This is a genomic window from Micromonospora sp. BQ32 (assembly GCF_059358895.1).
Genome location: NZ_JCADBI010000001.1, coordinates 526,768 through 552,687 on the forward strand (window position 1 = coordinate 526,768; position 25,920 = coordinate 552,687).

At 72.3% G+C, this 25,920-nt stretch carries 24 protein-coding genes; 15 read left to right on the plus strand and 9 right to left on the minus strand.

Going from position 1 to position 25,920, the window contains the following annotated elements:
* Positions 1-48: 48 nt before the first annotated feature.
* The 5 genes from AC5L30_RS02240 (at position 49) to AC5L30_RS02260 (ending at position 4,917) form a co-directional block, all read left to right on the plus strand.
* Entirely contained in the window at positions 49-1,038 is a 990-nt protein-coding gene (locus AC5L30_RS02240) for an ABC transporter ATP-binding protein (protein ID WP_494864929.1), read from the plus strand.
* A complete protein-coding gene (locus AC5L30_RS02245) occupies positions 1,035-2,660 on the plus strand; it encodes an ABC transporter permease (protein ID WP_494864930.1) in 1,626 nt (541 codons plus the stop codon). Before AC5L30_RS02240 ends, AC5L30_RS02245 begins: the two co-directional genes overlap by 4 nt.
* Before the next feature lie 159 nt (positions 2,661-2,819).
* On the plus strand, positions 2,820-3,392 hold the full coding sequence (locus tag AC5L30_RS02250) for a hypothetical protein (RefSeq protein ID WP_494864931.1): 573 nt from the start codon (positions 2,820-2,822) through the stop codon (positions 3,390-3,392).
* 352 nt (positions 3,393-3,744) lie between these two features.
* Positions 3,745-4,002: a hypothetical protein gene (locus AC5L30_RS02255; RefSeq protein ID WP_494864932.1), complete on the plus strand. Its 258-nt coding sequence runs from the start codon at positions 3,745-3,747 to the stop codon at positions 4,000-4,002.
* Positions 4,003-4,227: 225 nt separating this feature from the next.
* Complete coding sequence (locus AC5L30_RS02260) at positions 4,228-4,917, plus strand: DUF559 domain-containing protein (RefSeq protein WP_494864934.1); 690 nt, start codon at positions 4,228-4,230, stop codon at positions 4,915-4,917.
* A gap of 38 nt (positions 4,918-4,955) precedes the next feature.
* Here AC5L30_RS02260 and AC5L30_RS02265 read toward each other — a convergent pair whose 3' ends face one another.
* Entirely contained in the window at positions 4,956-5,777 is an 822-nt protein-coding gene (locus tag AC5L30_RS02265; protein ID WP_494864936.1) for a hypothetical protein, read from the minus strand.
* 214 nt (positions 5,778-5,991) lie between these two features.
* Between AC5L30_RS02265 and mptB the strand changes: the two genes are divergently transcribed.
* From mptB to AC5L30_RS02285, 4 genes are all read left to right on the plus strand, one after another.
* Positions 5,992-7,395, plus strand: a complete 1,404-nt coding sequence (gene mptB / locus AC5L30_RS02270) for a polyprenol phosphomannose-dependent alpha 1,6 mannosyltransferase MptB (protein ID WP_494864937.1) — start codon at positions 5,992-5,994, stop codon at positions 7,393-7,395.
* Positions 7,392-8,615 carry a glycosyltransferase 87 family protein gene (locus AC5L30_RS02275; protein WP_494864939.1) on the plus strand — a complete coding sequence of 408 codons (1,224 nt, stop codon included), beginning with the start codon at positions 7,392-7,394 and terminating at the stop codon, positions 8,613-8,615. The genes mptB and AC5L30_RS02275 overlap by 4 nt, the downstream gene beginning before the upstream one ends.
* Before the next feature lie 59 nt (positions 8,616-8,674).
* On the plus strand, positions 8,675-9,124 hold the full coding sequence (locus tag AC5L30_RS02280) for a ribonuclease domain-containing protein (RefSeq protein ID WP_494864941.1): 450 nt from the start codon (positions 8,675-8,677) through the stop codon (positions 9,122-9,124).
* 103 nt (positions 9,125-9,227) lie between these two features.
* Positions 9,228-9,593, plus strand: a complete 366-nt coding sequence (locus tag AC5L30_RS02285; RefSeq protein ID WP_494864943.1) for a barstar family protein — start codon at positions 9,228-9,230, stop codon at positions 9,591-9,593.
* A 234-nt stretch (positions 9,594-9,827) separates the two neighbouring features.
* Here the strand turns inward: AC5L30_RS02285 and AC5L30_RS02290 are convergent, their stop codons facing one another.
* From AC5L30_RS02290 to AC5L30_RS02325, 8 genes are all read right to left on the minus strand, one after another.
* On the minus strand, positions 9,828-10,556 hold the full coding sequence (locus AC5L30_RS02290) for an FAD-binding oxidoreductase (protein ID WP_494864945.1): 729 nt from the start codon (positions 10,554-10,556) through the stop codon (positions 9,828-9,830).
* 103 nt (positions 10,557-10,659) lie between these two features.
* Positions 10,660-11,385, minus strand: a complete 726-nt coding sequence (locus tag AC5L30_RS02295) for an HD domain-containing protein (protein ID WP_494864947.1) — start codon at positions 11,383-11,385, stop codon at positions 10,660-10,662.
* A gap of 82 nt (positions 11,386-11,467) precedes the next feature.
* Positions 11,468-12,823 carry a pectate lyase family protein gene (locus tag AC5L30_RS02300; protein ID WP_494864949.1) on the minus strand — a complete coding sequence of 452 codons (1,356 nt, stop codon included), beginning with the start codon at positions 12,821-12,823 and terminating at the stop codon, positions 11,468-11,470.
* A 52-nt stretch (positions 12,824-12,875) separates the two neighbouring features.
* Complete coding sequence (locus AC5L30_RS02305; protein ID WP_494864950.1) at positions 12,876-14,054, minus strand: Gfo/Idh/MocA family protein; 1,179 nt, start codon at positions 14,052-14,054, stop codon at positions 12,876-12,878.
* Between the two features lie 25 nt (positions 14,055-14,079).
* Positions 14,080-15,573 carry a mannitol dehydrogenase family protein gene (locus AC5L30_RS02310; RefSeq protein ID WP_494864952.1) on the minus strand — a complete coding sequence of 498 codons (1,494 nt, stop codon included), beginning with the start codon at positions 15,571-15,573 and terminating at the stop codon, positions 14,080-14,082.
* Positions 15,564-16,868, minus strand: coding sequence for an enolase C-terminal domain-like protein (locus AC5L30_RS02315; protein WP_494864954.1), 1,305 nt, complete (start codon positions 16,866-16,868; stop codon positions 15,564-15,566). The genes AC5L30_RS02310 and AC5L30_RS02315 overlap by 10 nt, the downstream gene beginning before the upstream one ends.
* A 55-nt stretch (positions 16,869-16,923) precedes the next feature.
* On the minus strand, positions 16,924-18,360 hold the full coding sequence (gene uxaC / locus AC5L30_RS02320) for a glucuronate isomerase (RefSeq protein ID WP_494864955.1): 1,437 nt from the start codon (positions 18,358-18,360) through the stop codon (positions 16,924-16,926).
* A gap of 25 nt (positions 18,361-18,385) precedes the next feature.
* Entirely contained in the window at positions 18,386-19,714 is a 1,329-nt protein-coding gene (locus AC5L30_RS02325; protein ID WP_494864957.1) for a Gfo/Idh/MocA family protein, read from the minus strand.
* 235 nt (positions 19,715-19,949) lie between these two features.
* On the opposite strand from AC5L30_RS02325, the gene AC5L30_RS02330 reads away from it, so the two are divergent.
* The 6 genes from AC5L30_RS02330 to AC5L30_RS02355 are packed head-to-tail and all read left to right on the plus strand — an operon-like array spanning position 19,950 to position 25,905.
* Positions 19,950-21,080 (plus strand): LacI family DNA-binding transcriptional regulator, encoded by a 1,131-nt coding sequence (locus AC5L30_RS02330; protein WP_494864959.1) that lies wholly within the window; start codon positions 19,950-19,952, stop codon positions 21,078-21,080.
* Positions 21,081-21,099: 19 nt separating this feature from the next.
* Positions 21,100-22,449: an ABC transporter substrate-binding protein gene (locus AC5L30_RS02335; RefSeq protein ID WP_494864961.1), complete on the plus strand. Its 1,350-nt coding sequence runs from the start codon at positions 21,100-21,102 to the stop codon at positions 22,447-22,449.
* A gap of 28 nt (positions 22,450-22,477) precedes the next feature.
* Positions 22,478-23,461, plus strand: a complete 984-nt coding sequence (locus tag AC5L30_RS02340) for a carbohydrate ABC transporter permease (RefSeq protein ID WP_494864963.1) — start codon at positions 22,478-22,480, stop codon at positions 23,459-23,461.
* Positions 23,461-24,360, plus strand: coding sequence for a carbohydrate ABC transporter permease (locus AC5L30_RS02345; protein WP_494865314.1), 900 nt, complete (start codon positions 23,461-23,463; stop codon positions 24,358-24,360). The genes AC5L30_RS02340 and AC5L30_RS02345 overlap by 1 nt, the downstream gene beginning before the upstream one ends.
* Positions 24,344-25,063 carry a hypothetical protein gene (locus AC5L30_RS02350; RefSeq protein ID WP_494864964.1) on the plus strand — a complete coding sequence of 240 codons (720 nt, stop codon included), beginning with the start codon at positions 24,344-24,346 and terminating at the stop codon, positions 25,061-25,063. The genes AC5L30_RS02345 and AC5L30_RS02350 overlap by 17 nt, the downstream gene beginning before the upstream one ends.
* Entirely contained in the window at positions 25,060-25,905 is an 846-nt protein-coding gene (locus tag AC5L30_RS02355; protein ID WP_494864966.1) for a DUF6807 domain-containing protein, read from the plus strand. Before AC5L30_RS02350 ends, AC5L30_RS02355 begins: the two co-directional genes overlap by 4 nt.
* Positions 25,906-25,920 lie beyond the last annotated feature (15 nt).

Sequence of the window (25,920 nt, forward strand, 5' to 3'; positions counted from 1 at the left end):
TGGTCAGTACAGTGGTGACGGTCGACGCAGCCAACGGCAGGAGGGGCGATGCCCGTCATCTCGATCGGCAACCTGGTCAAGACGTTCGGCGCCATCCGGGCACTCGACGGGCTGGACCTGCGGGTCGAGCAGGGGGAGGTGCACGGCTTCCTCGGGCCCAACGGCTCCGGAAAGTCCACCACCATTCGAATCCTGCTCGGGCTGCTCCGCCGCGACTCCGGTGACGCCCAGGTGCTCGGCGCGGACCCGTGGCGCGACGCGGTCCGGCTGCACCGCCGGCTGGCGTACGTGCCGGGCGACGTCAGTCTCTGGCCCAACCTCACCGGCGGGGAAGCCATCGACCTGCTCGGTCAGCTACGCGGCGGCCTCGACCGGCGTCGCCGCGACGAGCTGCTGCACCGTTTCGACCTGGACCCCACCCGCCGCTGCCGCACCTACTCCAAGGGCAACCGGCAGAAGGTCGCCATCGTCGCCGCCTTCTCCTCCCCGGTGGAGCTGTACGTGCTCGACGAGCCGACCTCCGGCCTCGACCCCCTCATGGAGGCGGTGTTCCAGGACGAGGTCCGGCGGGTCAAGCAGGCCGGCGCCACCGTGCTGCTCTCCAGCCACGTGCTCGCCGAGGTCGAGGCGCTCTGCGACCGGGTCAGCATCATCCGCGAGGGCCGCACCGTCGAATCCGGCACCCTCGCCGAGCTGCGCCACCTCACCCGCACGGCGGTGACCGTCGAGACCACCCGCCCGGTCACCGGCCTGGACGCGCTGCCCGGCGTGCACGACGTGCACGAGGTCGACGGCCGTACCCACCTGGAGGTCGACCCCGCCCACCTCGACGAGCTGCTCAGCCAGCTCATCCGCTTCGGCGTCCGCGCGCTGACCAGCACGCCACCCACCCTGGAACAGCTCTTCCTCCGCCACTACGGCGACGACCCCGCCGCCGCAGCCACTGGCGCTCCTGCCGCTGCCGCATCGGGCGCTTCCGCCGCTGTCGCCTCGGACGCCGATGCGCAGGCTGACGCCCCGCAGGGCGGTGCCCGGTGAGCGCCCTCACCGGCACCACCCGGCTGGCCCGGCTCGTGCTGCGCCGCGACCGGATCCGCCTCGCCATCTGGATCCTCGGCACGCCCCTGCTCGGCTACGCCCTCGCCGGCAGCGTCGCCGGCATCTACCCGGACCAGGAGGCCCGGCTCGGCTACGCCACCACCTCGGCGTCCAGCCTGGTCGCCCGCGCCTTCAACGGCCCCATCCACGGCACCGACCTCGGCGCCGTGGCGGTCGCCGAGACGTACGTGACGCTGGCCCTGATCGTCGCGCTGCTGAGCACCTTCGCGGTGACCCGGCACACCCGGCAGAACGAGGAGACCGGCCGGGCCGAACTGCTCGGCGCCAACGTGGTCGGCCGGTACGCGCCACTCACCGCCGCGTTGCTCGTCATCGTCGCGGCGAACGCCCTGGCCGCCGCACTGCTCGCGGTCGCGCTGGTCGGCGCCGGTCTACCGCTCGCCGGCTCCGTCGCGGCAGCGGCCGCCATCGGCGGCGTCGGAGTCGCCTTCACCGCGATCGCCGCGGTCACCGCCCAGCTCTCCGTCACCTCGCGCGGCGCCAACGCGCTCGCCGCCGCCACCGTCGGGCTCTCCTTCGTGCTACGCGCCGCCGGAGACGTGCTCGGCGAACAGAGCGCCGACGGCACCCGCGTGCGCAGCGCCTGGCCATCGTGGATCTCCCCGCTCGGCTGGGGCAACCAGGTGCGAGCCTTCGACGGCGAACGCTGGTGGGTGCTCGCCCTACCCGTCGCGCTGCTGCTCGCCGGGGTGGCGCTGGCGTACGCCCTCGCCGAGCGACGCGACCAGGGCGCCGGGCTGATCGCACCCCGACGGGGCCCGGCCACCGGCGCGCCACGGCTGCTCAGCCCCGCCGGGTTGGCCTGGCGGATGCAGCGCGGCACGCTGCTCGGCTGGGCGGTCGGGGTGGCCGTGCTCGGCTTCTCCATGGGCGTCGCCGCCGACGAGTTCAACGACATGATCGACGCGAATCCAGCCGCCGCCGAAGCGATCAACGCGATGGGTGGCGGAGCCGACCTGATCAACGCGTACCTGGCCGCGATGCTCGGCCTCTTCGCCCTGACCATCGGCGCGTACGTCGTGCAGGCCCTGCTCCGCGTACGCGCCGACGAAGCCGACGGGGTGCTGGAGGCCGCCCTCGCCACGGCGGTCAGCCGCACCCGCTGGCTCGGCACCCAGGTGCTCGCCGCGACACTCGGCGCGCTCGCCCTGCTGCTCCTCGCCGGCGTGACCACCGGCCTCGGCTACGGCATCGTCACCGGAGAGCCGCTCGGCCAGGCCGCCGAGCTGGGCGGCGCCGCCCTGCTGCGCCTGCCCGCCCTGCTCGTGGTGGCCGGGGTGGTGACCGCGATCTTCGGGCTGCTGCCCCGCTGGTCGGTGGTGCTGTCCTGGACGGCGCTGCTGGTCTTCCTGCTCCTCGGGCAGCTCGGCGCGGTGCTGGAGTTGCCGCAGGCCGCGCTCAACGTCTCGCCGTACACCCATGTGCCGTCCGTGCCCGCTGTCGACCCGGCGGCGCTTCCCCTGGTGGTGCTGGCGGCGGTGGCCGCGGCCCTGCTGGCCGTCGGCGTGGCCGCCTTCCGCCACCGCGACGTCCCGTCCTGAGCCGCAGCTCGGCGTCCCGATGATCGCTGGCAGCTCAGCGACTCGACACGGCGACACCAGCTTTGCTGAGCTGCCACCGATCATCCGGTCCAGAGCCGGGCAATCAGTGGGCGTGGGCCGGGGCGGACGGGGTTGCCCGGGGCTGGCAGCCTCGACCGGGTGAGCGATTTCCTGACGCAGCTTCCGGCGCTCCTCGGCGTCCTGGTTGGCACCCTGGGCACCATCCTCGCCACCTCGCTCGCCGACCGTGCCCGGTGGCGGCGCAGCCAAAGCGTCCGCTGGGACGAGCGGCGGCTCGACGCGTACGTCGACTACGCGCACGCCCTCAAGGAGAGTCACGCGGTGGCGCTGCGACTGACGGCCGACCACCGGCCGGGTTCGCGAAGCCACCCCATCGACCGCGAGGAGGGGCTGACCCGGCTGGCCGAGGCGGACGCTCGGCGCACCATCGTCTGGGAGAACCTGCTGCTGCTCGGCGACGAGCCGACGGTCGCCGCCGCCGCCAACTGGCGGGACGCGATCTGGCAGGTCGAACGACTCGCCCGGGGGATCGTCGAGGCGCCACCGGACGTGGCGGAGATGCTGACCCGCGTCAACGATGCCCGCGACGGGTACTACCGGGCGGCCCGGCGGAGTCTCGGGGTGCGCGGGGGGTCGGTGGAGCAGTCCGCGACGCTACGGCAGGCGTTGGTCGACCGGTCCACCGTGACGCCGGAGATGCCCGCCAACTGAGCGCGGCGGTGCCGGGGCTTCAGCTGTGCCACGCGGTGATCGTGCAACAGGCGTTGGGCCCATTCGCGGTCGCGGTGTCCCGAGGGCTGGTCGCTGTCCTCGCCGAGCCGGCCATCGTCGTGCAAACCGTCAACCGCAACGCCCCCCATGTGGCACGGCGGCTGAGGTCTGATCAGGGCGGATGCCCATTCGATGGAGATCGACCTGGCGGATCATCGCGGTAGCGCCGCCCGTTGTCGGGAGCCGAACCGCATGCGCTCATGCAAGCCTCTACTTTCACAAACTTCGATGTCACGGTCTCGGCTCGACGCGGAGCTGCCATGCACCGTGGACGGTGATGTGAGGAGGCTTCATGCGCGGACGCAGATGGGCGACCCTGGTGACGGCGGTGGCGTTGGCGCTGGGCGGGCTGGTCGGGTTCGGTGCCACTCCGGCTGCGGCGGATCCGCCGGGCGGCACGCTGCGCAATGTCTACTCCGACGGTCAGTTCTGCAACAGTTACGGCAGTGAGGGTGTTCAGACCGGCTTGTGGAGCGGGTACTACTGCGAGTACCGCCAGTACGGCCCCAACGCCCCCGGCTTCTACTTCCTCTGGACCTTCACCTACTAGCGCTCGCTGCTCGGAGGGGCGCTTTCGGCCCCGATTGGCCGCCGCCGGGTCGACCAGACCGGCGGCGGCCATTCGCCATGGGTAGGTGGCTGCCCAACCGGTCCGTCCGTGCGGCGCGCTCAGCGGCGCCTACCACAGCCGGGTAGGACTCGGGCGTCATCCACAGGTGCTTCTGCTGTCCACAGCACCCCCCGCGAGGGCGACGCTCGACGGCAGGGTGGGCCGGTGGACGCACGCTCGCAATCCCTGCTCGACCGAGGCGGTGGCCTGGCTACCAGACGGGACGTACTCCGCGTGGCGCCGCCGTGGACACTCCAGGGCGCGTGCCGGGCCGGTCGAGTGGTCCGAGTCCTGCCGGAGGTCTACGTCGATACAGCGCTCGTCCGGGATGCCCACCCTGATCTGCCACCTCTCGCGCGGGTCGAACCGTCGCTGGCCCGTCGCGCCGCGCTGGCTTATGTGGGAGGGCGCGGGGCGCTCAGTCGACTGACCGCGCTCGACGTCTGGGGCCTGCGGAGTCAACCACCGGGTGAGCCGGTGCATATCGACCTGCCCACCGAATCGGGCATGAGGAGCCTGCCGCATCTCGTGATGCGGCACCGGCCCGGCTTGGCAATGGAGCCGCCGCACGTGGTGATAATGCCGAGGTTCACCCGGCAGGCGCGGGTACGGGTCGGCGCTCGGACGATCTATCTCGACATGTTCGCCGAGGCGGAACGGGTCAACATCGAGCTGGACGGCGCGACAAGCCATGGCGATCCGGCCGAACGCGAGATCGACCTCCGCCGCGACGCCCTGCTCGCCACCGTTGGCATCCTCGTCGTCCGCTTCAGCCACCGTCGCCTCACCACGGATCCGGCCATGGTCCGCCAGGAGACTCTGGCCATCCTCGCCAACCGTCACGGCCGCCCATGATCACTCGATGCTCAGTAGTTCTCGACAGCCCCAAACAACTACTCACCATCAAGTGATCGTGAAGAAGCTTGTGGGGGGACTCGGGCGGTCGGGTCGCTCGAGGGGTTGGCGTGGCGGTGGAGGAGTTCGGCGATCCATCGTGCGGCTTCTCTCTGCGCGGTGAGCATGTGGTCGCGGGCGTCGGCCAGGTCGTGGTCGTCCGCGTGATCATCCAGGATCGCCGCCCACTGGCGGCTCAGCTCCTCGGCGTACCGGGCCATTCGGATCTGCTCGTCGAACTGGTACTCCAGCTTGACCAGGCGGTCGACGTGCGGCTGAAGCGCCGGCATGATCCGTTCGTCGAGTCGTACGGCGGCGTCGGGGCGACAGGTGAGCGTGATGTCGCCCCGCTGGTAGTGCCACAGGGGATCCTCGGCGAGCGCCCGCTGCAACGCCACCTCCAGGTCACCGGCCCGGTGCGGGGGCAGGTCCCGGGCGGCGTCGGCAGCGAGCCGGGTCAGCCGCTGGATGGCGTTGGCTTGGAAGTACTGCACGTACCAGCTCAGCACCTCCGACCGCAGGCTCGCCGGCGACGACCAGGCGAACGTGGCGCGGATGTAGAACGAGTACACGTACCCGCGGGCCGGGACCGCGATCAGCCGGGGCGCGTCGCGTTGTTCGACGAGGGGACCGGACGGCGACGGCGCGGCGGCGGAGCCGACGGGCGCCTCGTCCTGGAGTGCGGCGACCAGCCGATCCCAGCTTCGCGCCCACCACCGCCAGCCACGCACACCGGCGTCGCGGGCGATGGTCAACCCTCGTGTGCCCCGGTGCCGCCACTGGTCCGCCGGCCTCGGCCTCCCGTCGGGGGCGTCCGTCATGGCACCCCTCCACGGTCCCGGATCCGCGTTTCACGCTAACAACCGATGACCGATATGCCGGCCGCCACGCCGTCACCGAGCAGACCGCATATCGACACGAATCCGACGCCGTGCCGTCGACGACGGGACGACCGAGCCGGTACGTCATCACCCCGTCGCCTGGTGATCGTCCGGGCGTCGGGTGCCGGTCAGCCGTGGACGACATCCTGCCCGGGTGCGCACACTGCCGACCGTCGTCGCGTACCGGCTGCTCGGGGGCGTCGGTGCCACGTTGCTGTCCGGCGCCGGTCTGGCCGCCGGTGCGCTCCCCATCGGCGCGCACGCCGCCTGGTGGAGCGCGCTGCGGCAGCTCGCGGGGCCGGGTCTGCTCTGCGGGTACGCCGGCCTGACCCTGCTCGTCGCCGCCTGGTGGTGGGCGGGCCGGCACCCGCACGCACCCGACGAGGTCGTCGACCGGCGGTCCGCTGCGCTCACCCTGCTCTGCTGGGCGGGGCCGTTGCTGGTGGCGCCGCCGCTGTTCAGCCGGGACGCGTACAGCTACCTGGCGCAGGGCGCGATGGTCCTCGCCGACATCGATGTGTACCGGCACGGGGTGGCCCAGTTGGGCGGCGCGTTGGCCGGTGAGGTGCCGCAGATGTGGCAGCAGACCCCCGCGCCGTACGGGCCGGTGTTCCTGGCGGTGGCGGCAGTTGTCAGTGGCGTGACCGGCGGCAAGCTGGTGCTCGGCGTGCTCGCTCTGCGCCTGGTGGCGCTGGCCGGGGTGGCGCTGCTGGTGGCGTACCTGCCCCGGTTGGCCCGGCACTGTGGTGTCGACCCGGCCGCCGCGCTCTGGCTGGGCGTGCTCAACCCGCTCGTACCGCTGCACCTCGTCGCGGGCGCGCACAACGAGGCGGTGATGCTGGGGCTGCTGGTGGCCGGGCTGAGTCTCGCCTTCGAACACCGCTACGGCGCGGCCACCGTGCTGGTCACCCTCGCCGCGCTGGTCAAGGTGCCGGCGGTGGTCGGGCTGCTGGTGGTCGCGTCGCTCGCCGCGCGTCACCGCGGGCTGCCGACCTCGGTGGCCCGCACCGCCGGGTTCGCGCTGGGCACCGCCGCCGCGGTCACCTGGGCCACCGGCATCGGGTACGGGTGGGTCGGTGCGCTCGGCACCCCGATGTACCGGCACAGCTGGTCGATCTCCAGCGCGCTGGGTCGGGTGGCGGTGCGCGCGGCTGGGCGGTTCGGTCTGCACCTGGGCGACGCACCGATGCGGCTCTGCCTGGCGCTGGGCGTGGCCGCCGCACTGGCCGTGGCGGTCGGCGCGTGGTGGCATCGGCGGCGGCTCGGCCCGGCGTACGCGCTGGGGTTGGTGCTGGTGGCGGCGGCGCTGCTCGGCCCGGCGACCCGGCCCTGGTACGCGCTCTGGGGTCTGGTGCTGATCGCGGCGGCGGCGCACGGCCGGGCCCGGCCGGTGGCGGCGCTGGGCGCGGTGGTACTCGCGTTCGTGGCGCTGCCCAGTGGCTTCGGACCGGACATGGCGCAGGCGGTGCTGTCCACCGCCGGGGTGCTGGTGGGGTTGCTCGCGGTCGGTTCGCTGCGGTTGCTGGTGCCGCCCGCCCCGGTGGAGTTGGCCCGGTGAGCGCGGGTTGGCGGCAGGTGGTGACGATCCTCGGCCTGGTCACCGTGCTCGCGGTGGCGATCGCGGTGCTGCCCGGGCATCGGGGCTGGTTCGACGTCGGTGTCTACCACGGCGCGGTCGGGCACTGGGCGCGCGGCGGCGACCTGTACGAGTGGACCACCGGCAACGGGTACGGCTTCACCTATCCACCGTTCGCGGCGGTGACGATGGCGCCGATGGCCGCGCTGGCCTGGTACCCGACGATCGTGGCGAACCTGCTGCTCACCGCGTTGGCCGTCGCGTTCCTGCTGCACCTGCTGGTCGACCCGTTGGCCCGGCGGCAGGGGTGGACCCGCTGGTACGCGCTCGCGTTGGCCTGCTGTCTGCTGGCCGGGCTCAACCCGGTGCGGGACACGGTCAGCTTCGGGCAGGTCAACCTGCTGCTGGTGGCGCTGGTCTACCTGGACCTGTGGTTGGTGGAGCGGGGCAGCCGGCTGGCCGGCGTGGGGGTGGGGCTGGCCGCCGCCGTCAAGCTCACCCCGGCGGTCTTCATCGGGTATCTGCTGGTCACCGGGCGGTGGCGGGCCGCCGCCACGGCCATCGGCACCGCCGTCGGCGCCACACTGGTCGCGGCGGCGCTGGCGCCGCAGGCCAGCCGCACGTTCTTCGCCGAGGCGCTGTGGGACACCGACCGGGTCGGTGAGTTGGCGTACGTGTCGAACCAGTCGCTGCTCGGCCTGGTCGCCCGGCTCGGTCCGGCGCACCCGGACCGGCGGCTGTGGCTGCTGCTGGTCGTCGCCGTGCTGGCGGTGTGGGCGGTACGGGTGCGTCGGGCCGTGCGCGACGGCGACGAACGGGCCGGCTTCGCGCTGACCGGCGTCGCCGCGTGCCTGGTCAGCCCGGTCACCTGGGTGCATCACCTGGTGTGGCTGGTACCGGGGCTGGTGGTGCTCGCCGCGTCCACGCTGCCGTGGCCACCGGTCGACGCGACGGCCCGTCGTCGGGCGCGCGCCGGTGCCGTCGGCTACGTCGTGCTGTGCAGTGGGCTGGTCTGGGTCTTCGCGAACGGGTCGGCCGGGCCGTGGGGGTTCGTGGGTGCCAACGCGTACGTCTGGGTCAGCATCGGCATGCTCGCGCTGCTGCCGATCGGGCGCGCCGAGACAGATGATCATTCGGGGTTAACCGAGCATTGTGGAGCCGTTGGGGCGCCGAGGGGTGTTGTCGCCGACCGGCGGCGGTGAGACTGGGTCCGGTTCGACAATCACTCGGATCGATGGATCGGATGGTCTGGAGGCAGCCTGTGTCCACCCTCGTGTCCCCGCTGGCAACGCTCGGCGCGATCCGCCGGCGTACCACCACCCTCGCCCTGCTCCTCGCCATGGTCGCCGCCGCGCTGGTCGGCCCGTCCGTGGTCTCCCCCCGGTTGACCGACCCGGCCTCGGCGGCGGTCTACAGCTCCTGCACCATGAGCCGCTGCGCGGACGCCCGCACCGCCCGTTCGGGCTGGTCCGCCAAGGGGTTCCCGACCAGCCGAGGCTGGTACTCCTGGAGCGGCGGGAAGTCCAACTTCGCCGGCGGTCAGTTCTACAACTACGAGGGTCAACTGCCCGCCAACGCCACCTACTACGAGTACGACGTCTACCCGCGCACCCAGGGCGCCGCCCGGGACGCTTACCGGATCGTGGTGAACCGCAGCACCGGGGTCACCTGGTTCTCGCCCAACCACTACACCGACTTCTACCGGCTCTGACCGGCCTGGGGGCCGGCCGGTCGGGGTCGGTCGGCCCCCGCGTCGTCGTCTCGGTCAGGTGTCGCCCGGTCAGGTGTCGCCCGGTCAGATCAGGAGGAACGTGATGGTCGACGAGCACGCGGGTCGGGTGCCCGATTGGCTGATCGTCTGCCACGACGGTGGCCTCGACATGCCTGGCGCGGTGGTGCTGGCCGGAGCGACGACGCGGACCAGGGCGGGCTTGTTCGCCGCGCTCGCCGCCGTACTGGCCCTGCCGGCGTACCTGGGGGACACCTGGGACGCCCTCTCCGACGTGCTCCGGGACCGGCTCGACGCCGGCCCCCTCACCCTCCTGATCACCGACGCCGGCCAACTGCTCGTCGACGAGCCGACCGATCAGTACGGCCTGCTGCTCGCCGTGCTCGGCAACCTCGCCACCAGCGCCCCGCATCCGCTGCGCGTCGTCCTCGACGAGGCCGCGCCCGCCTGATCGCTGATTCGGGCCCGGCGTGGGCGGCGGTGGGGACGGCCTCTCACCGTGGGTGACGGTCGCCGGAAACAGCTCCTTCGATGAGCGATATACCTCAGAGGTATCAATATGACTTTGAGGTATATCGCTCTCCGGAGTGACACGCCTCCCGCGCCGGGGCGCGCCTCCCTTCCGGGCACGAGGTTGGTGGCCCGGCGGTGCGGGTGGCGGGACCCGCACCGCCGGCCATCCGGGTCAGTGTGTCGCGGGCGGGATGCTCTGCTCGTACTGGAAGACGTTGTGCGGGTCGTACTTCGCCTTGATCTTGCGCAGCCGGGGGAAGTTGTGCCCCCAGTAGGCATTCTCCCACTCGGCCATGCCGATGTTCGGCACGTTGACGTACGCGCCGTGCACGTAGGGCCGCAGCGCCTGGCTGAACTCGGCGATCCAGGTCTGGGCGATCGGAGTCACAGCGTCGTCGCTGTCCGGTTCGCCGCGGGTGCCCCAGCCGACGCCGGGCTCGGAGTAGAAGAGCGCGTCGCGGTGCGGGAAGGCCGCGCCACCGAACGGCTCCTGCCGGTGCGCCCCCCTGCCGAATGCCTGAGTGAAGAAGTTGCTGTCGGGCGAGGGCGACTTCTCCATGAAGGCTTGGATCACGCTGACCGCCTTCGCCGGGAACGGCTCGCGGGTGAACTGGGAGAAGAATGTCCACTTCGCCGGCTCGTCCTCGTTCGGGATCTGGAAGCCGGCGTAGACGTCGCCCCAGCCGCCCGTCTGCACGGTGAGCGTGGGGTTGCCGATCGACAGGATCGGCGCCAGCAGCTTCCTGGCCTCTGCCTCCGACCCGTCCGCGAGCACCGCGAACAGCAGGATCTCATCCGGGTGGACCTCGACCTGGGTGCCGAGGCGGGGGTCGGTGAACGGTGCGACACGCTGCCAGGCGTCGAAGACCTCGTGCAGGTCGCCGAGGCTGGGCCAGGTCACCTGAAGGTAGGCGACGCTGGTGAGCGGAGCGACCTTGTAGGTCAGCGGTTCCTCGCCTATCCGAGAACGTGTCTCGGAACCCGGTCGGGTGATCCGGCCGTCGTCAGTTCGGCGCGGGCTGGTCCAGGATCGCGCTGAACCGCTCCTCGGCAAGGTCCAACTGACCGAAGATGTGCCGCTTCACCGCCGGTGACAACGGGGTGTCCGGCCGGCCGATCAGGTCCCGGAACAGCGGCACCAGCGGCCGGTACTTCCGGGCCGACGAGATCACCTTCGGCCCGACCGTGTGGATCACGCCCACCCCGTTGTCGGTGAAGTCCGACACCTTGATCACTCGGGCCCAGGGCTCCCGGTCCAGGCTGACCGCCAGGTGCTCCCGGTACTGCTCGTTGCGGTCCCGCTCGGGGTCGTACACCGGGTTGGTGACCGCGGCGACCAGGGTGGCCACCCGTGGCCCGAACCGCGCCGCGAGCGCGGCCAGCGCGGCCCCGGTCGGGTCGGTGCCCGGGTCGCCGTCGGCCAGCTCGGCCGGGTGGTCCTCCACCGCGTCGTGCAGCAGACCGGCGACGATCACGTCCACGTCCCGCACCTGGTAGTGGTGCATCAACCGGATCGCCACCCGCAGCAGGTGGTTCAGGTACGGCTCACGGACGCGTCGATCGTCGCGGTGCAGTTCGGCGGCGAGGTCGAGCGCCGCGGTCAACCGCGCCCGGGCGGCGTCGTCGAACTGCTGGACCTCCAACCGGAAACGTTCCAGCAGGCCCGGTTCGCCGTGGATCTCGGTGATCGCGTGCATCGGCATACTGCCCAGGTGCGGCGGGAAGTCCATGCGTCACTTATAGCCGATCTTCACCACATCGATGAGCCCGTACGTCGCGGACCCGACCGCGAGTCGCCGGCGCGCCGAGCCCTCAGATCGGCAGCCGGTCAGCGCCGGCGAGCGGGCCCACCAGGAGGGGGACCAGCGGCGCCGGCAGGACGGGGTCGCGACGCAGGGTCGGCGTCCAGCCCGCGTCCGCGGCCAGGTCGGGGTCATGGGTCGCGTTGTACGCCGCCAGCAGGTCGACCGGTCGGGCCGTGCCGCCGCCCTGGCGGACCCAGGAACCTCGCTCGGTCACCGCGGTGCCACCCCAGTCGTAGAGCAGGTCGGCCGGGTCGACCGGCGCGTCCAGGGTGAAGAAGTTGTTCTGCGCGTAGATCGCCGACTGCACACCGACGCCGAGTGCGTACTGGAAGCCGTCCCCACCGAGTCGGTAGTGGTTGTTGTAGACGTCGACCTGACCGAAGCGCACCCGGGGCAGCCGTTGCAGGACGCCGTCGAAGAGGTTGTGGTGCAGGGTGACCCGCAGCCGGCCCACGTCCGGGCCGACGGTGTTGGACGAGCCGATCAGCAGCAGCTTGTCCCGACCCGTGAAGCGGTTCCACGACGCGGTGACCAGGCTGGCGGTGTGCGTGATGTCCAGCGAGCCGTCGTGCACCTGGTAGGGCCGTCCGAAGTACACCGGCTGGGCGCTGTCCGGGTTGTCGCCGTCGGTGAAGGTGTTGTGGTCGACCCAGACGTTCTCGCTGCGGCGTACCGAGATCTGGTCGTACTGGCTGTTCCAGTTGCCCGCCTCGCCGTCGGTCGGTGACCAGGCGGGGAAGCAGTCCCGGGCGTCGACGAGGGTCAGATTGCGGACGATGACGTTCGACGCCCGGTCGATCATGAGGGTGAGCCCGGTCAGGCGAGCGCCGCGCAGCCCGACGATTGTGGTGTTCGGGCCGACGTTGATCTGGGTCTGCCGGGTCTGGTTGGTCACCGAGCGCAACCGGGCCTCCTCCAGCGGCCCGCTCGGTGGCACCCGTCCCCACACCGCCGGGTCGTACGCGGCCAGGTAGGCGTCCAACCGGTACCCCGGGTCGGCCAGGTCGGCGCAGCTCAGCGCCGTGCCGTCCGGCCCTTCGAAGCCGTCGACCACGCCGTCGACGTAGATCAGCTTCGGGGTGGCGTCGGTGGCGTTGCTGGCGTTGTCGCCGCCCAGCGCGGCGACCAGCCCCGCCCGGTCGTGGACCACCCGGGTTCGCTCGGGGGTGGCCGCCGAGCCGCCGGTGGTGCCGGGGCCGTCGGCCGCCCAACCGTCCCGCTCGGGCAGCGCCTGCCGGCCGAGGTGCCGGGCGGTCCAGGAGAGCCGGTCGGCGGACAGGGCGTCCGAGTGGGCGGCGGCGACGGTGGGGGCCGCGCCGAGGAGGAGGGCGACCACGGTGGCGCCGCCGAGGATTCTGCGCATCAGCGCTCTCCATTCGTTGGTGGTGGGTCCGTCCCAGGTGCCGCCTGTCCCGCTATCCGGCCAGCTCGGCGCGGTACGCGGCGGACGCCCACGGCACCGCCAGCTCGCTCGGCAGCGCCCCCCGCTCGGCCGCCCTCCGCAACACGTCGACGACGCCCCGCAGGTGGCGGACCCGCTCCCCGCCCTCGCCGACGGTGCTCACCAGGTCGCCGTCGAGCAGCCGGGGCTCCGGCGCGGGCCGCAACGCGTCCAGCAGCGCGGTGAACGGCGCGGTACGGGCCAGCGGCGCGATCAGCGGCACCCCCACCGGGTCGACCCGGTGGGCGAGCAGGTTCTCCAGCAGCCCCACCCGCCCCGGCACGCGGCGGGTCACCACGTCCCCGGGCAGACGCAACCGGTCGGTCGGGTACTCCAGCACCGCCTGCCCCGTCGTACCCGTCACCACCACCTCGCCCGCGACGAACTCCTCGGCGGCCAGGGTCACCGCCACCAGCACCGGCGGCCCGACGCGGAACAGGACCCGCAGCACGGCCGTGTCCTCCACCTCGATCGGCCGGACCCGGTACCGCTCCACCTCGATCGCGACCGGCCAAGGTGTCGCCCCGGCGAGCGCCTCGGCGATCGCCAGGCACTGCATCACCGCGTGCGCGAGCGGGTTGGCGAGCGCGCCGTCCAGCACCGGCCGGCCGTCCAGACTCCGTCGACCGGCCCAGGGGGAGCGGGCGTAGTAGGCGTCCGGTCGTTGCCAGGCGGCGATGGTGGAGATGCCGGTGACCGTGCCCAGCCGGCCGGCGGCCAGCGCGTCGGTCAGCGCGGTGAGGGCCGCCGAGCCGAGCGCCTGGAAACCCACCTGGGCCACCCGGCCGGCGGCGGTGAGCGCCCAGGTCAGCTCCTCGTGCTCGGCCAGCGACAACACCGGCGGCTTCTCCAGGAGCAGGTCCGCGCCGGTGGCCAGGGCGTCGCGGGCGATCGCCAGGTGGGTGTGCGGCGGCGTGCAGATCACCACCACCTCGGGCCGGGTGGTGGCGAGCATCGCCCGGTGGTCGGTGAACACCTCCACCCCGGGCGGCACCGGGGCTGCCGGGTCGTCCTCCACCGGCCGGACGTCGACCAGGGCGACCAACCGCAGCCGACCGGCGGCGTGCAGGGGCGCGATCACCCGCCGGTGCCAGCGACCGTGCCCGTTCGCCCCGATCACCGCCACCCGGGGTGGCGGCGTAACCCCGCTCACCGCCGACCGGCCCGGGTGGACCCGGTCACCGGGCACCGGCCAGGGTGGCCTCGACGCCGTGCCGTTCCAACGCGGTCAGCCAGGCGATCACGTCGGCGCGGACCTCGTCGTCCTCGGCCACCTCCATCGGGATGACGTCGCGCAGCGCGAAGACCGCGTCGACCGCGCCCTCCGGGGTCTGCGCGCCGGCGTCCAGCGCGGCCCGGATCGGCCCGGCCAGCGGGTCCTGGAACGGCAACGGCCGGCCGTCATCGGCGTACCCGAGCGCGAAGCGCAACCAGGACGCCACGACCAGCGCGCCCCAGCGCGCGGACCGCCCGGCCGCGCGCAGGTCGGCGATGGTGTGCAGGACGCGCTGCGGCAGCTTCTGGGAGCCGTCGATCGCGACCTGGAGGGTGCGGTGGTGGATCGCCGGGTTACCGAATCGGGCCAGGGCCTGCTCGCCGTAGTCGACCACCCGGACCCCGTCCGGTGGGGTGAAGCTGGCCGCCACGTCCTCGGCGATCAGCCGGCGCAGCACGTCGCGCAGGTGTGGGATCTCCAGCGCGTCGGCGATCGTCTCCCGGCCGGCCAACGCCCCGAGGTACGCGATGGCCGAGTGCACCCCGTTGAGGGCGCGCAGCTTCAACCGCTCCCACGGGCCGGCGTCGTCGGTGAGCACGGCCCCGGCGAACTCCCAGCCCGGTCTGCCGCCGGGGAAGTCGTCCTCGATCACCCACTGCGCGTACGGCTCGGCGGCCACCGCGGCCAGGTCGGTCACGCCGAGCGCCCGGCGGGCCGCCTCGATCGTCTCCGGCGTGCTGGCCGGCACGATCCGGTCCACCATGGTGCCCGGGCAGGTGACGTTGCCGGCCACCCACTCGACCAGCCCGGTGGGCACACCGCCGGCCCGCTCGACCGCCTGGTCGAGCATGCCGCGCAGTCGTCGACCGTTGGCCGGCAGGTTGTCGCAGCTCACCAGGGCCACCGGCCCGGCGTCCGCGGCGGCCCGGGCGGCCAGCCCGCGCAGCAGCAGCCCCGGCACCGTGGTCGGGCGTCCGCCGCCGGCCAGGTCCGCGGCGAGCGCCGAGTCCGGGGACAGTTGGCCGGTCACCGGGTCGAGTTGGTAGGCCTTCTCGGTGACGGTCAGGGTCACCACGCGGACCGCCGGGTCGGCGAGCAGCGCCACCACGGCGTCCGGGTCGCTGGGTGCGTGCCGGACGCCGCTCAGGGCACCGACCACCCGGGTGGCGCTGCCGGCGGCGGAGAGGGCGCTGACGCTGAACAGGTTGTCCTGGGCGGCGATCGCCTCGACCATGGCGGTGCTGCGCGGGGCGACGGCCACGATGCCCCAGTCGCCGCCGGCCGCGCCGACCGCCGCCTCGGTGAAGACGGCCTGGTGGGCCCGGTGGAACGCGCCCAACCCCAGGTGCACGACGCCGGTCGGCACGGTGCCCGGCCGGATCAGCGGGCGGGCCTCGGCGGGCAGCCGACGCAACATGCCCAGGCCGAGCCGGGAGGCCCCGATGGTCACCGCCATGCCGGACCGTCCGGGAAGCGGAACTCGGCGATCGACGCGGGCTTCATGGTGGCGCTGTAACCGGGCCGCTCCGGCAGCAGGTAGCGGCCACCGCGGGTCCGCACCGGATCGACGAAGTGTTCGTGCAGGTGGTCGACGTACTCGATCATCCGACCGTCCAGCCCGGTGCCCACCCGCAGGTAGTCGAAGATCGCCAGGTGCTGGACGTACTCGCAGAGGCCCACGCCGCCGGCGTGCGGGCAGACCGGCACGCCGAACTTCGCCGCCAGCAGCAGCTCGGCCAGGACCTCGTTGACGCCACCGACCCGGCAGGCGTCGATCTGCATCACCCCGATCGCCTCGGCCTGGAGCAACTGCTTGAAGATCACCCGGTTGGCGGCCACCTCACCGGTGGCCACCCGGCAGCGGCCGGCGGTCAACTCGGTCACCGCCCGGGCGATCCGGGCGTGCCCGAGGATGTCGTCGGCGTGGGTGGGCTCCTCGATCCAGTACGGGTTCACCTCGGCCAGCGCCGTCATCGCGGTGATCGCCTCGTCGACGTCCCAGACCTGGTTGGCGTCCATCATCAACAGTGCGTCCGGGCCGATCTCCTCCCGGATGATCCGGGCCCGCCGCAGATCGTCGGCGAGCGGGCCGCCGACCTTCATCTTCATCGCCCGCCAGCCGTCGGCGTACGCCTGCCGGGTCAGCGCCCGCACCTTGTCGTCGGGGTAGCCGAGCCACCCGACCGAGGTGGTGTACGAAGGGAAACCGTCACGTTCGAGGACGGCCAACCGGTCGGCCAGCCCGTCGCGCCCCTTGTCCAGGATGGCCGCCGCCTCGTCCGGGGTGAGCGCGTCGGTGATGTGCCGGAAGTCGACGCTGGCCACGAGGTCGTCGGTGGGCAGGTCGGCGAGGAAGCGCCACATCGGCTTGCCGGCCAGCGTGGCCCGCAGGTCCCACACCGCGTTGACCAGCGCGCCGGTCGCCATGTGGATGACGCCCTTCTCCGGGCCCAACCAGCGCAGCTGCACGTCCGCGCTGAGCGAGCGCCAGAACGCCACCGGCTCGGCGGTGATCTCCTCGATGGTGCGGCCCCGCACGTGGTGGGCCAGGGCACGCACCGCCGCGCAGGTGATCTCGTTGCCCCGGCCGTTGGTGAAGGTGAACCCGGCGCCGGTCGGGCCGGCGTCGGTGCCCAGCTCCACGTACGTCGCCGAGTAGTCGCCCCGGTTGATCGCGTCGGAGCCGTCGCCCCGGGCGGCGGTGGGGAACCGCACGTCGTGCACCTCGACGGAGGTGATGGTGACCGTCATTGAGCCTGCCTTTCGTTCGCGACTGCGGGGCTCCGCTGCGCTGCACTCCTCGCGCTCACCGGTGGTCGTCCCCGACGAAGTTGAAGACCCGCTTGGGCAGCCGGTACGCCAGGTCGACGATGGTCTCGGCGGCCTCGTCCAGCGGCAGCCGGTGCTCGGCGACGAGCCGGGCCAGGAAGCCGGCGTCCACCCGGCGGGCCACGTCGTGGCGTACCGGGATGGAGCAGAACGCCCGGGTGTCGTCGACGAACCCGGTGGTGTTGTAGAAGCCGGCGCTCTCGGTGACCGTCTCCCGGAACCGGCGCAGCACCTCCGGCGAGTCCAGGAACCACCAGGGCGCGCCGAGCAGCAGCGCGGCGTACCCGCCCGCGAGGGGTGCCAGCTCGCGGGTGAAGGTGTCCTCGTCGAGGGTGTAGAGCACCAGTCGCAGCCGGGGGTCGTTGCCGTAGCGCCCCAGCAGTGGGGCGAGCGCGTGCACGTACTCGGTGGCCTGCGGGATGTCGCCGCCGACGTCGCGGCCGTGCCGGGCGTGCAACCACCGGTTGTGGTTGCGCACCGCGCCGGGGTGCAGCTGCATGACCAGGCCGTCGTCGAGCGACATCCGGGCGAACTCCACGAGCATGTGCGCCCGGAACGCCTCCGCGTCGGCGGCGTCGGCCTCGCCGCGCCGGCCCCGGTCGTAGAGCCGCTCGGCCTCGGCCGGGGTCAGGTCCAGGGTGCGCGCGGTGGGGTGGCCGTGGTCGGAGGAGGTCGCGCCGGCGGCGATGAACGCGGCGCGTCGGCCCCGCAGCGCGGCCAGGTAGCCGGCGTACGTGCCGGTGTCCTCACCGGCCCGCTCGCCGAGCCGGTCCACGTTCGTCGACCAGCCCTCGAACTCCATGTCCACCACGTCGTCCGGGCGGAACGTGGTGACCACCCGGCCGCCCGGCCCGCCCCAGCCGTCGGCGGCGAGCTTGGCGTGCTGCGCGAGGTCGTCCAGCGGCGACTCGGTGGTGGCGAGCACCTCGATGTTGAACCGCTCGAACAGCGCCCGGGGCCGGAAGTCCGGCTCGGCGAGCCGGGCCGCGATCTCGTCGTAGAGGGCGTCGGCGGTGGCCGGGCCGAGCGGGGTGTGCACCCCGAACACGGTGCGGAAGGTCTGCTCCAGCCAGAGCCGCGACGGGGTGCCCCGGAACAGGTGCCAGTGCGCGGCGAAGCGTCGCCAGATCACCCGGCCGTCGGTCTCCACCGGGCTGCCGTCGCGGGTGGGCACCCCCAGGTCCGCCGGGGGTACGCCCTGACTGAGCAGCATCCGGGTCAGGTAGTGGTCGGGCACGATGAGCAGCTGCGCCGGGTCCGGGAAGGGGCGGTCCTCGGCGAGCAGGGCCGGGTCGACGTGTCCGTGCGGCGAGATGATGGGTTGCGCCGCGGCCAGGGCGTACAGCTCCCGGGCCAGCGCGCGCTGGCCCGGTTCGGGCGGCAGGAGCAGGTCGGTGTGGTCGAACGTGGGCACGGGGTGGGGCTCCTCGTCTCCTGTGTCAGCGGGGGTTGAGCAGGTCGGCCACGCGGACGGGTTGGCCGGTCTCGAAGGACCGGTTGGCGGCCAGGCCGGTGAGCAGGGCCAACGCGCCGTCGTCGGCGGTTGCGGCGCGGCCCAGCGGGTCGGGTTGACCGCCGAGGAGCACCCCGGTCATCCGGGCGTCCGCGCCGCCGTGCCCGTGCCGACTGCGACCCTCCACCGGGATCTGCCGGGGCGGGGCCCAGAACGGGCGCAGGGTCAGCGTCGCACCTCCGCCCTCGGCCGGCGCCTCGGCGCCGTGCAGGGCGGCGCCCTTGACCGCGCCGGCGGTGCCCCGGTCGACGAAGTCGTTCTCGGCCACGTCCAGCTCCAGCCGGCCCCGGCTGCCGTTGACCATCACCCGGTAGCCCTCCCAGGGCGCGTACGCGGTGAGGTGGTAGGTCATGGTGGCGCCGGTGGAGTAGCGGGCCAGCACCGCCATGTCGTCCTCGATGCTCACCCCGGGGGCGAAGACGTTGCGATCGCGCTGGTAGCCGTCCTCGGCCTCGGCGTCGAGGTACAGCTCGCGCAGCCGAGGGTGCGCGTCCAGCCGCAGCGCGAACGGGTCGTCGGCGGCGGCGGGGGAGCCGTGCGCCCGGTCGTAGTCGCGGGCGTAGCCGTGCCGACGACCGTCCTCGCCGTAGAAGAAGAGTCGGCCGGCCGCGTACACCTCGACGGGTGTGGCGGCCAGCCACCAGTTGACCAGGTCGAAGTGGTGACTGGCCTTGTGCACCATCAGCCCGCCGGAGGTGGCCTTGTCGCGGTGCCAGCGGCGGAAGTAGTCGGCGCCGTGGCGGACGTCGAGCAGCCACTCGAAGTGCACCGAGCCGATCTCGCCGACCGCGCCCTCGGCGAGCAGTCGGCGAACCTGTTCGTGCAGCGGGTTGTACCGGTAGTTGAAGGCGACCGTCACCCGGCCGCCGGTGTCGGCCACCGTGTCCAGAATCCGCCGGCAGCGTGCCACGTCCACGGTCATCGGCTTCTCGGTGACGACCTCCCGGCCGGCGCGCAGCGCGGCCACCACGTACTCGTCGTGGGTGACGTCGACGCTGGTGACCAGGACGACGTCGACGCGTTCGGAGTCCAGCATGGCCGCGAAGTCACCGGCCGGGTACGTGGGCACCGGGCGGTGGCCCAGCTCGCCCAGCCAGCGGTTGTGCGCGTCCATTCGGGACTGGTTGGTGTCGGCGAAGGCGACCAGCTCGGTGGTGTCGGCGTGGTCGAGCACCAGCGCCCGGACGAACATCTCCGCCCGCGCGCCGGTGCCCACGACGGCGTACCGGGCCCGTCCGGCGGCTCTCGGTGACATCGGTCGCCTCCCGTGATCCTGCAAAGGTTTGCAATGAAGTAATCACGATCGATCCGATCGCGTCAACGACGACAGCGGTATCGGCGTCATATGTCAGTGTTTGGGGGGTAGCAGGTCACCAAGGGGAGCGTGGGTGCAACGAAGCCGTAACCATTGACCGTTGACACTGACGCAACCGTTTGCATTAATGGGCCACACCTGCGTGACCGCCACCACATCGGACGAAGGGGCCGCCGTGCCAGTCACCATCCGGGACGTCGCCCGGGCGTCCGGTGTGCACATCTCCACCGTGTCCCGCACCTTCTCCGCCCCGCACCTGGTCAACCCGGAGACCCGGGTCCGGGTGCTGGCGTGCGCTGAGGATCTGGGCTACCGGCCGAACCGCGCCGCCCGGGCCCTGATCACCGGGCGGACGCACAACATCGGGCTGATCATCGCGGACATCGCGAACCCGTTCTTCCCGCCGCTGATCAAGGCGGCGGAGAGTCAGGCCCGGCACCGCGACTACCACGTCTTCGTGGCCGACACCAACGAGGACCCGACCGCTGAGGAAGAACTGGTCCACGCGCTGGCCAAGCAGGTGGACGGAGTGCTGCTGTGCAGCCCTCGGATGAGCAACAGCCTGATCGAGCAGCTCAGCCGCGAGGTGCCACTGGTCGTGGTGAACCGCCAGGTGACCGGCCTGCCCTGCGTGCTGATGGACGTCGGGCAGGGCGCCCGCTCGGCGATCGAGCACCTGGTCGGCCTGGGGCACCGCAGCATCGCGCTGCTCGGTGGCCCGCGCAGCTCGTGGACCAACCGGGAGATGCGCCGTGCCGCCGGTGCGGCCGCCCGCGCCGCCGGTGCGGAGCTGACCCTGCTCGGCCCCAACGCGCCCACCGAGGTCGGCGGCTCCGCGGTCGCCGAGCAGGTGCGACGCAGCGGCGTGTCGGCGGTGCTCGCCTACAACGACCTGATGGCGATCGGCCTGATCGAAGGGCTGGACGCGCTCGGGGTCCGGGTGCCGCAGGAGGTGAGCGTCGTCGGGGTCGACGACATCACCCTGAGCCGGCTGACCCGACCCAAACTGACGACGGTGGCCACACCCACCGGGGCCGCCGGCCGGACGGCCGTCGACATGCTGCTGCAACAGGACATCGAGTCACCGCGCGGTGCGCGGGGATCCGGTGCCGGCACGGCGCTCGGCGTCCGTCGTACCACCGCACAGGTAATGCTCCAGACCGACCTGGTCATCCGCGACTCGACCGGCCCGGGCCCGTACGCCCGGCCGGCACGTCCCCTGGCCGCACCGCGTGGCCCGGACCCGCATTGCCCTGCGGGCCCGGGCAACCCGACTGCGGCCACCGGTGACGCCGTCGCCTCCTAATGCCGAGGAGTGAGCGCACATGCACCCCGCAACGCCCCCCACCACTGACGCGCCCGTCGGGCGCGCCCACCGTACCCCGCTGCCTCGGCGGGGCCTGCTCCGTGGCCTGCTTGCCGTGACGGTCGCCGCACCACTGATGTTCGGCGCCGCCGCCTGCGGAGACGACAGCGGCGGCGCCGCCGATCCGAACGCCCCGGTCAAGCTCTCCGTCTTCTGGTGGGGCGGCGACGCCCGGGCCAAGCTGACCGAGGACGCGCTGGCCCTCTACACCAAGAAGCACCCGAACGTGACCTTCGAGAAGACCTGGCAGGCCAACCAGGGTTACTTCGACAAGCTGGCCACGCTCACCGCCGGCGGCAACCCGCCGGACCTGTTCCAGATCGACGACAACTACCTCGCCGAGTACGCGGCCCGCAACACCACCCTCGACCTGACCTCGTACCAGAAGTCCGGAAAGCTGGACACCTCCAAGTTCCCCGAGAGCCTCTGGCAGTACGGCGTGGTCGACGGCAAGCTCGCCGGTCTGGCCGCCGGGGAGAACACACAGGGCCTGGTCTACAACAAGACGCTGTTGACCAAGCACAACCTGCCCGAGCCCACCACCGGAATGTCGTGGGAGGAGCACATCGCCTGGGCCGAGCAGGTCACCGCCAAGACCAAGGTGCCCGGCACGCAGGACCCGAGCGCCGACTACAAGGCGTTCTGGGTCTGGCTTCGGCAGCAGGGCAAGGACCTCTACAAGGGCAAGGAGCTGGGCTTCACCGCCGAGGACGTGACCAAGTGGTTCGACCTGTGGAAGGGCGCCCGGGACCGCAAGGCCACCCCGACCGCCGACGTCATCCACGAGGGCAACTCCAGTGACATCACCAAGCAGCTGGTCGTCACCGGCAAGTCGGCGACCTCCTGGGTCTGGGCCAACCAGATGCCGGACCTGAAGAAGAACACCAAGGACGAGTTGGGCGTCATCGCCTACCCCGGTGACCCGAGCGCCCAGTGGGCCCGGGCCTCGATGTACTGGTCGGTGTTCAAGGGCAGCAAGAACAAGGACGTCGCGGTCGACGTGATCAACTTCCTGAACAACGACGTGGAGGCGGTCAAGCTGCTCGGCACCGACCGCGGTCTGCCGTCCAACCAGGACCTGCGCCGCGTGGTCAGCGACGACACCACCGACCCGGCCATGAAGCAGTCCATCGCCGTCGAGGCGGAGCTGACCCAGAAGTTCGGCAAGGCACCGCAGGTGCCGATCAAGGGACACAGCAAGGTGCGATCCGAGCTGATCAAGGCTGCCGAGAACGCGCAGTACGGTCGGGCCACCACCGCCGAGGCCGCCGCCCAGTTCGTCGAGGCGTGCAAGTCCGCCATCGCCTGACGCCGCAAGGCTAGGAGAGGAGAGGTTCGTGGCGTTGACCACGGCGCCCGACCCGACCCGACGCGGCCCCGGATCCGACCGGGCCCACGCTGAGCGGCGTGGGCCCGGACGCTTCCGGCACAGCGAAGGTCTGGCGGGGTACGTCTTCCTGTCGCCGTGGCTCATCGGCCTGATGGGTGTCACGGCAATCCCCATGCTGCTGTCGCTCTACCTGAGCTTCACCAACTACGACATCCTCACCCCCTTCTCCGAGGTGCAGTGGGTGGGGCTGGCCAACTACGAGCGGATGTTCACCGCCGACCCGTCGTACTGGCACGCGGTGCGGGTGACCCTGACCTTCGCGCTGATCGCCGTACCGCTGAAGCTGGCCGCCGCGCTCGGCGTGGCGCTGCTGCTCAACCGCGCCTGGCGCGGCGTCGGGCTGTTCCGCGGGCTGTTCTACCTGCCGTCCCTGCTCGGCGGCAGCGTCGCGCTGGCCATCGTCTGGGTCAACATGTTCAACCGCGACGGCGCGTTCAACTCGCTGCTGAGCCTCTTCGGCATCACCGGCAAACCGTGGGTGAACGACCCGGACTGGGCCCTGGAAACGCTCATGGTGCTGGCCATCTGGCAGTTCGGCGCGCCGATGGTGATCTTCCTGGCCGGGCTCAAGCAGGTGCCCACCGAGCTGTACGAGGCGGCCTCCGTCGACGGGGCCGGCCGGTTCCGCCAGTTCCGCAACGTCACCCTGCCGATGCTCTCCCCGGTCATCTTCTTCAACCTGGTGCTGGAGACCATCAACGGTTTCCAGGGCTTCACCGCCGCGTTCGTGCTCAGCAACGGCACCGGCGGTCCGGTCGACTCCACCCTGATGTACACGCTGAACCTCTACATCACCGGCTTCACCGAACTCGACATGGGCTACGCCTCGGCGATGGCCTGGGTGTTCCTGCTCGCCATCGCGGTGATCACCGCGGTCTTCTTCAGCACCGGACGGTTCTGGGTGCACTACTCCGACGGGGAGGACCGGTGATGGTGACGGTGACCCCGACGGCCGACGCGCCGACCGGAGCAACACCGACCACGCGTCGCCGGCCCGGCGGCCGGCCGGTGCTGCGGCTGCTCATCCTGGTGGTGATCGTCGCGGTGGTGCTCTACCCACTGTTCTGGATGATCGGGACGTCGATGAAGTCCCAGGAGGAGATCGTCAACAACCTCGGGCTGCTGCCCGAGCGGTTCACCCCGGGCAACTACACCGCCGGCTGGTCCAACTTCGACGTCAGCTTCGGCCGGTTCTTCCTGAACAGTGCCATGGTCAGCCTGCTCACCGTCGTCGGCAACGGCCTGTCCTGCCTGCTGGCCGCGTACGCCTTCGCCCGGCTGCGGTTCCGGCTGCGCGGCATGTGGTTCGCCGTCATGATCGGCACGCTGCTGCTGCCCCAGCACGTGCTGATCGTGCCGCAGTACATCCTGTTCCGCACGCTCGGGCTGGTCGGCGGCGAATGGCCCTACCTGCCGCTGCTCATCCCGCAGTTCCTGGCCACCGAGGCGTTCTTCGTCTTCCTCATGGTGCAGTTCATGCGCGGCGTCCCCCGGGAACTGGACGAGGCGGCCCGCATCGACGGCGCCGGCCCGTTCGGCATCTTCCGGCACATCATCCTGCCGCTGAGCCGCCCCGCGCTGGTCACCACGGCGATCTTCTCGTTCATCTGGACCTGGAACGACTTCTTCCGCCAGCTGGTCTTCCTGTCCCAACTGGAGGACTACACGGTCCCGGTCGCGCTGACCCTGTTCATCGACTCGACCAGCCAGAGCGCGGTCGGCCCGATGTTCGCCATGTCGGTGCTGTCGCTGCTGCCGGTCTTCCTGTTCTTCGTCGCGTTCCAGCGGATGCTCGTCGAAGGGATCAACACCAGTGGCATCAAGGGCTGAACCGGCATCACGGGCTGAACCCGCCGACACCGGCGGGCGGCGGGACTGGCGCGACGTCGCCCGTGACGCCGCTGACCTGGCGCTGCTCGGCATCCTGCTGACCCTCGCGGCGGTGCCCCTGCTCACCGCCGCCGCGGCGGTGGGCACGGCCAGTGCGGCGGTGCACGACTGGACGCGTACCGGCAGCTGGCCGTCGGCGCGCACGACCGTGCGCCGGTTCGGCCGCTCGGTGCTGCCCGGTGTGCCGGTCAGCCTGCTCGCGCTCGTCGGCGCCGCGCTGCTCGCCGCCGACCTGGCCGCGCTGGCCACCGGCCGGGTGCCGGGCGGCCCGGTGGCGCTGCTGGTGACGGCGCTGATCGCGGCCGGCCTGGCCGGGTACGCCGGGCTGGTCGTCGTCGAGGTGGGCGGCAACGGGGGCGGGCGGTGGCGGACCTCGGCCCGGTCCGCCGCCCGCGCCTGCCTCGACGCGCCCACCCGCTGGGCCGCGCTCACCGGGGTCGTCGCGCTGGCCGGACTGCTCGCCGTCCTGGTCACCCCGGTCGCGGTGCCGATCCTCGCCGGCTACACCGTGGCCGCCCTGCACGCCGTCACCGTCCGCCGGTCGGTCACGGCCGATCTCACCGTCCGCCGGTCGGTCACGGCCGATCTCACCGTCCGCCGGCCGGTCTCGGTCGCCGTCGTCGGCCGCCGGGAGCTGTCGTGAGTGAGGAGACGGTGCGGCTGGCGGCCGGGGCCACGGAGGTGGCCGAGTACGTGCTCGACCCGGCGCTGGACGCGCGGCACGGGCCCCGACCGTACCTGCACCCGGTACGCACCCTCGGCGGAACGGTGGTCACCGACGCGCTCCCCGCCGACCACGTGTGGCACCTCGGCGCGTCCCTCGCGGTGCAGGACGTCGACGGCAGCAACCTCTGGGGTGGACGCACCTACGTCCGCGACATCGGCTACACCTGGCGGGACGACCACGGCGTCATCGCGCACACCGGCGAGGTCGAACGGTCCCCGGGCCGGTACGTGCACGACCTCCAGTGGCGCGACCGGGCCGGCGGGGTGCTGCTGACCGAGCGGAGGTGGCTCGCCGCGTCCGTGGTCGCGCCGGACGCCTGGCGGCTCGACCTGGAGTCCGTCCTCGTCGCCCCGGACGATCGGGAGGTGCGGTTGGGCAGCCCGGCCACCAACGGCCGGCCGGGCGGGGCCGGCTACGGCGGGTTCTTCTGGCGGGCCGCCGCCGACGGTGAACCGGCGGTGTTCACCGCCGACGCGGCCGGGGAGGAGACGGTCAACGGCAGCGCGGCGCCGTGGCTCGCGCTGACCGGCGCCCGGTCGGGCGGTGGGGCGTACACCCTGGTCTTCACGGGCCTCGGCCGCAACGACCGGTGGTTCGTGCGGACCGGGATGTATCCAGGGGTCTGCGTGGCGTTCGCGTTCGACCGCCCGGCGGTGGTGCCGGCCGGTGGGAGCCGGCATGGCCGGTACCGGGTGTGGGTGGCCGACGGGACCCTCGACCGGGACGGTGTCGGCGCCCTGCTCGCGTCGGTGCCATGAGCACCCCAAGTGGCC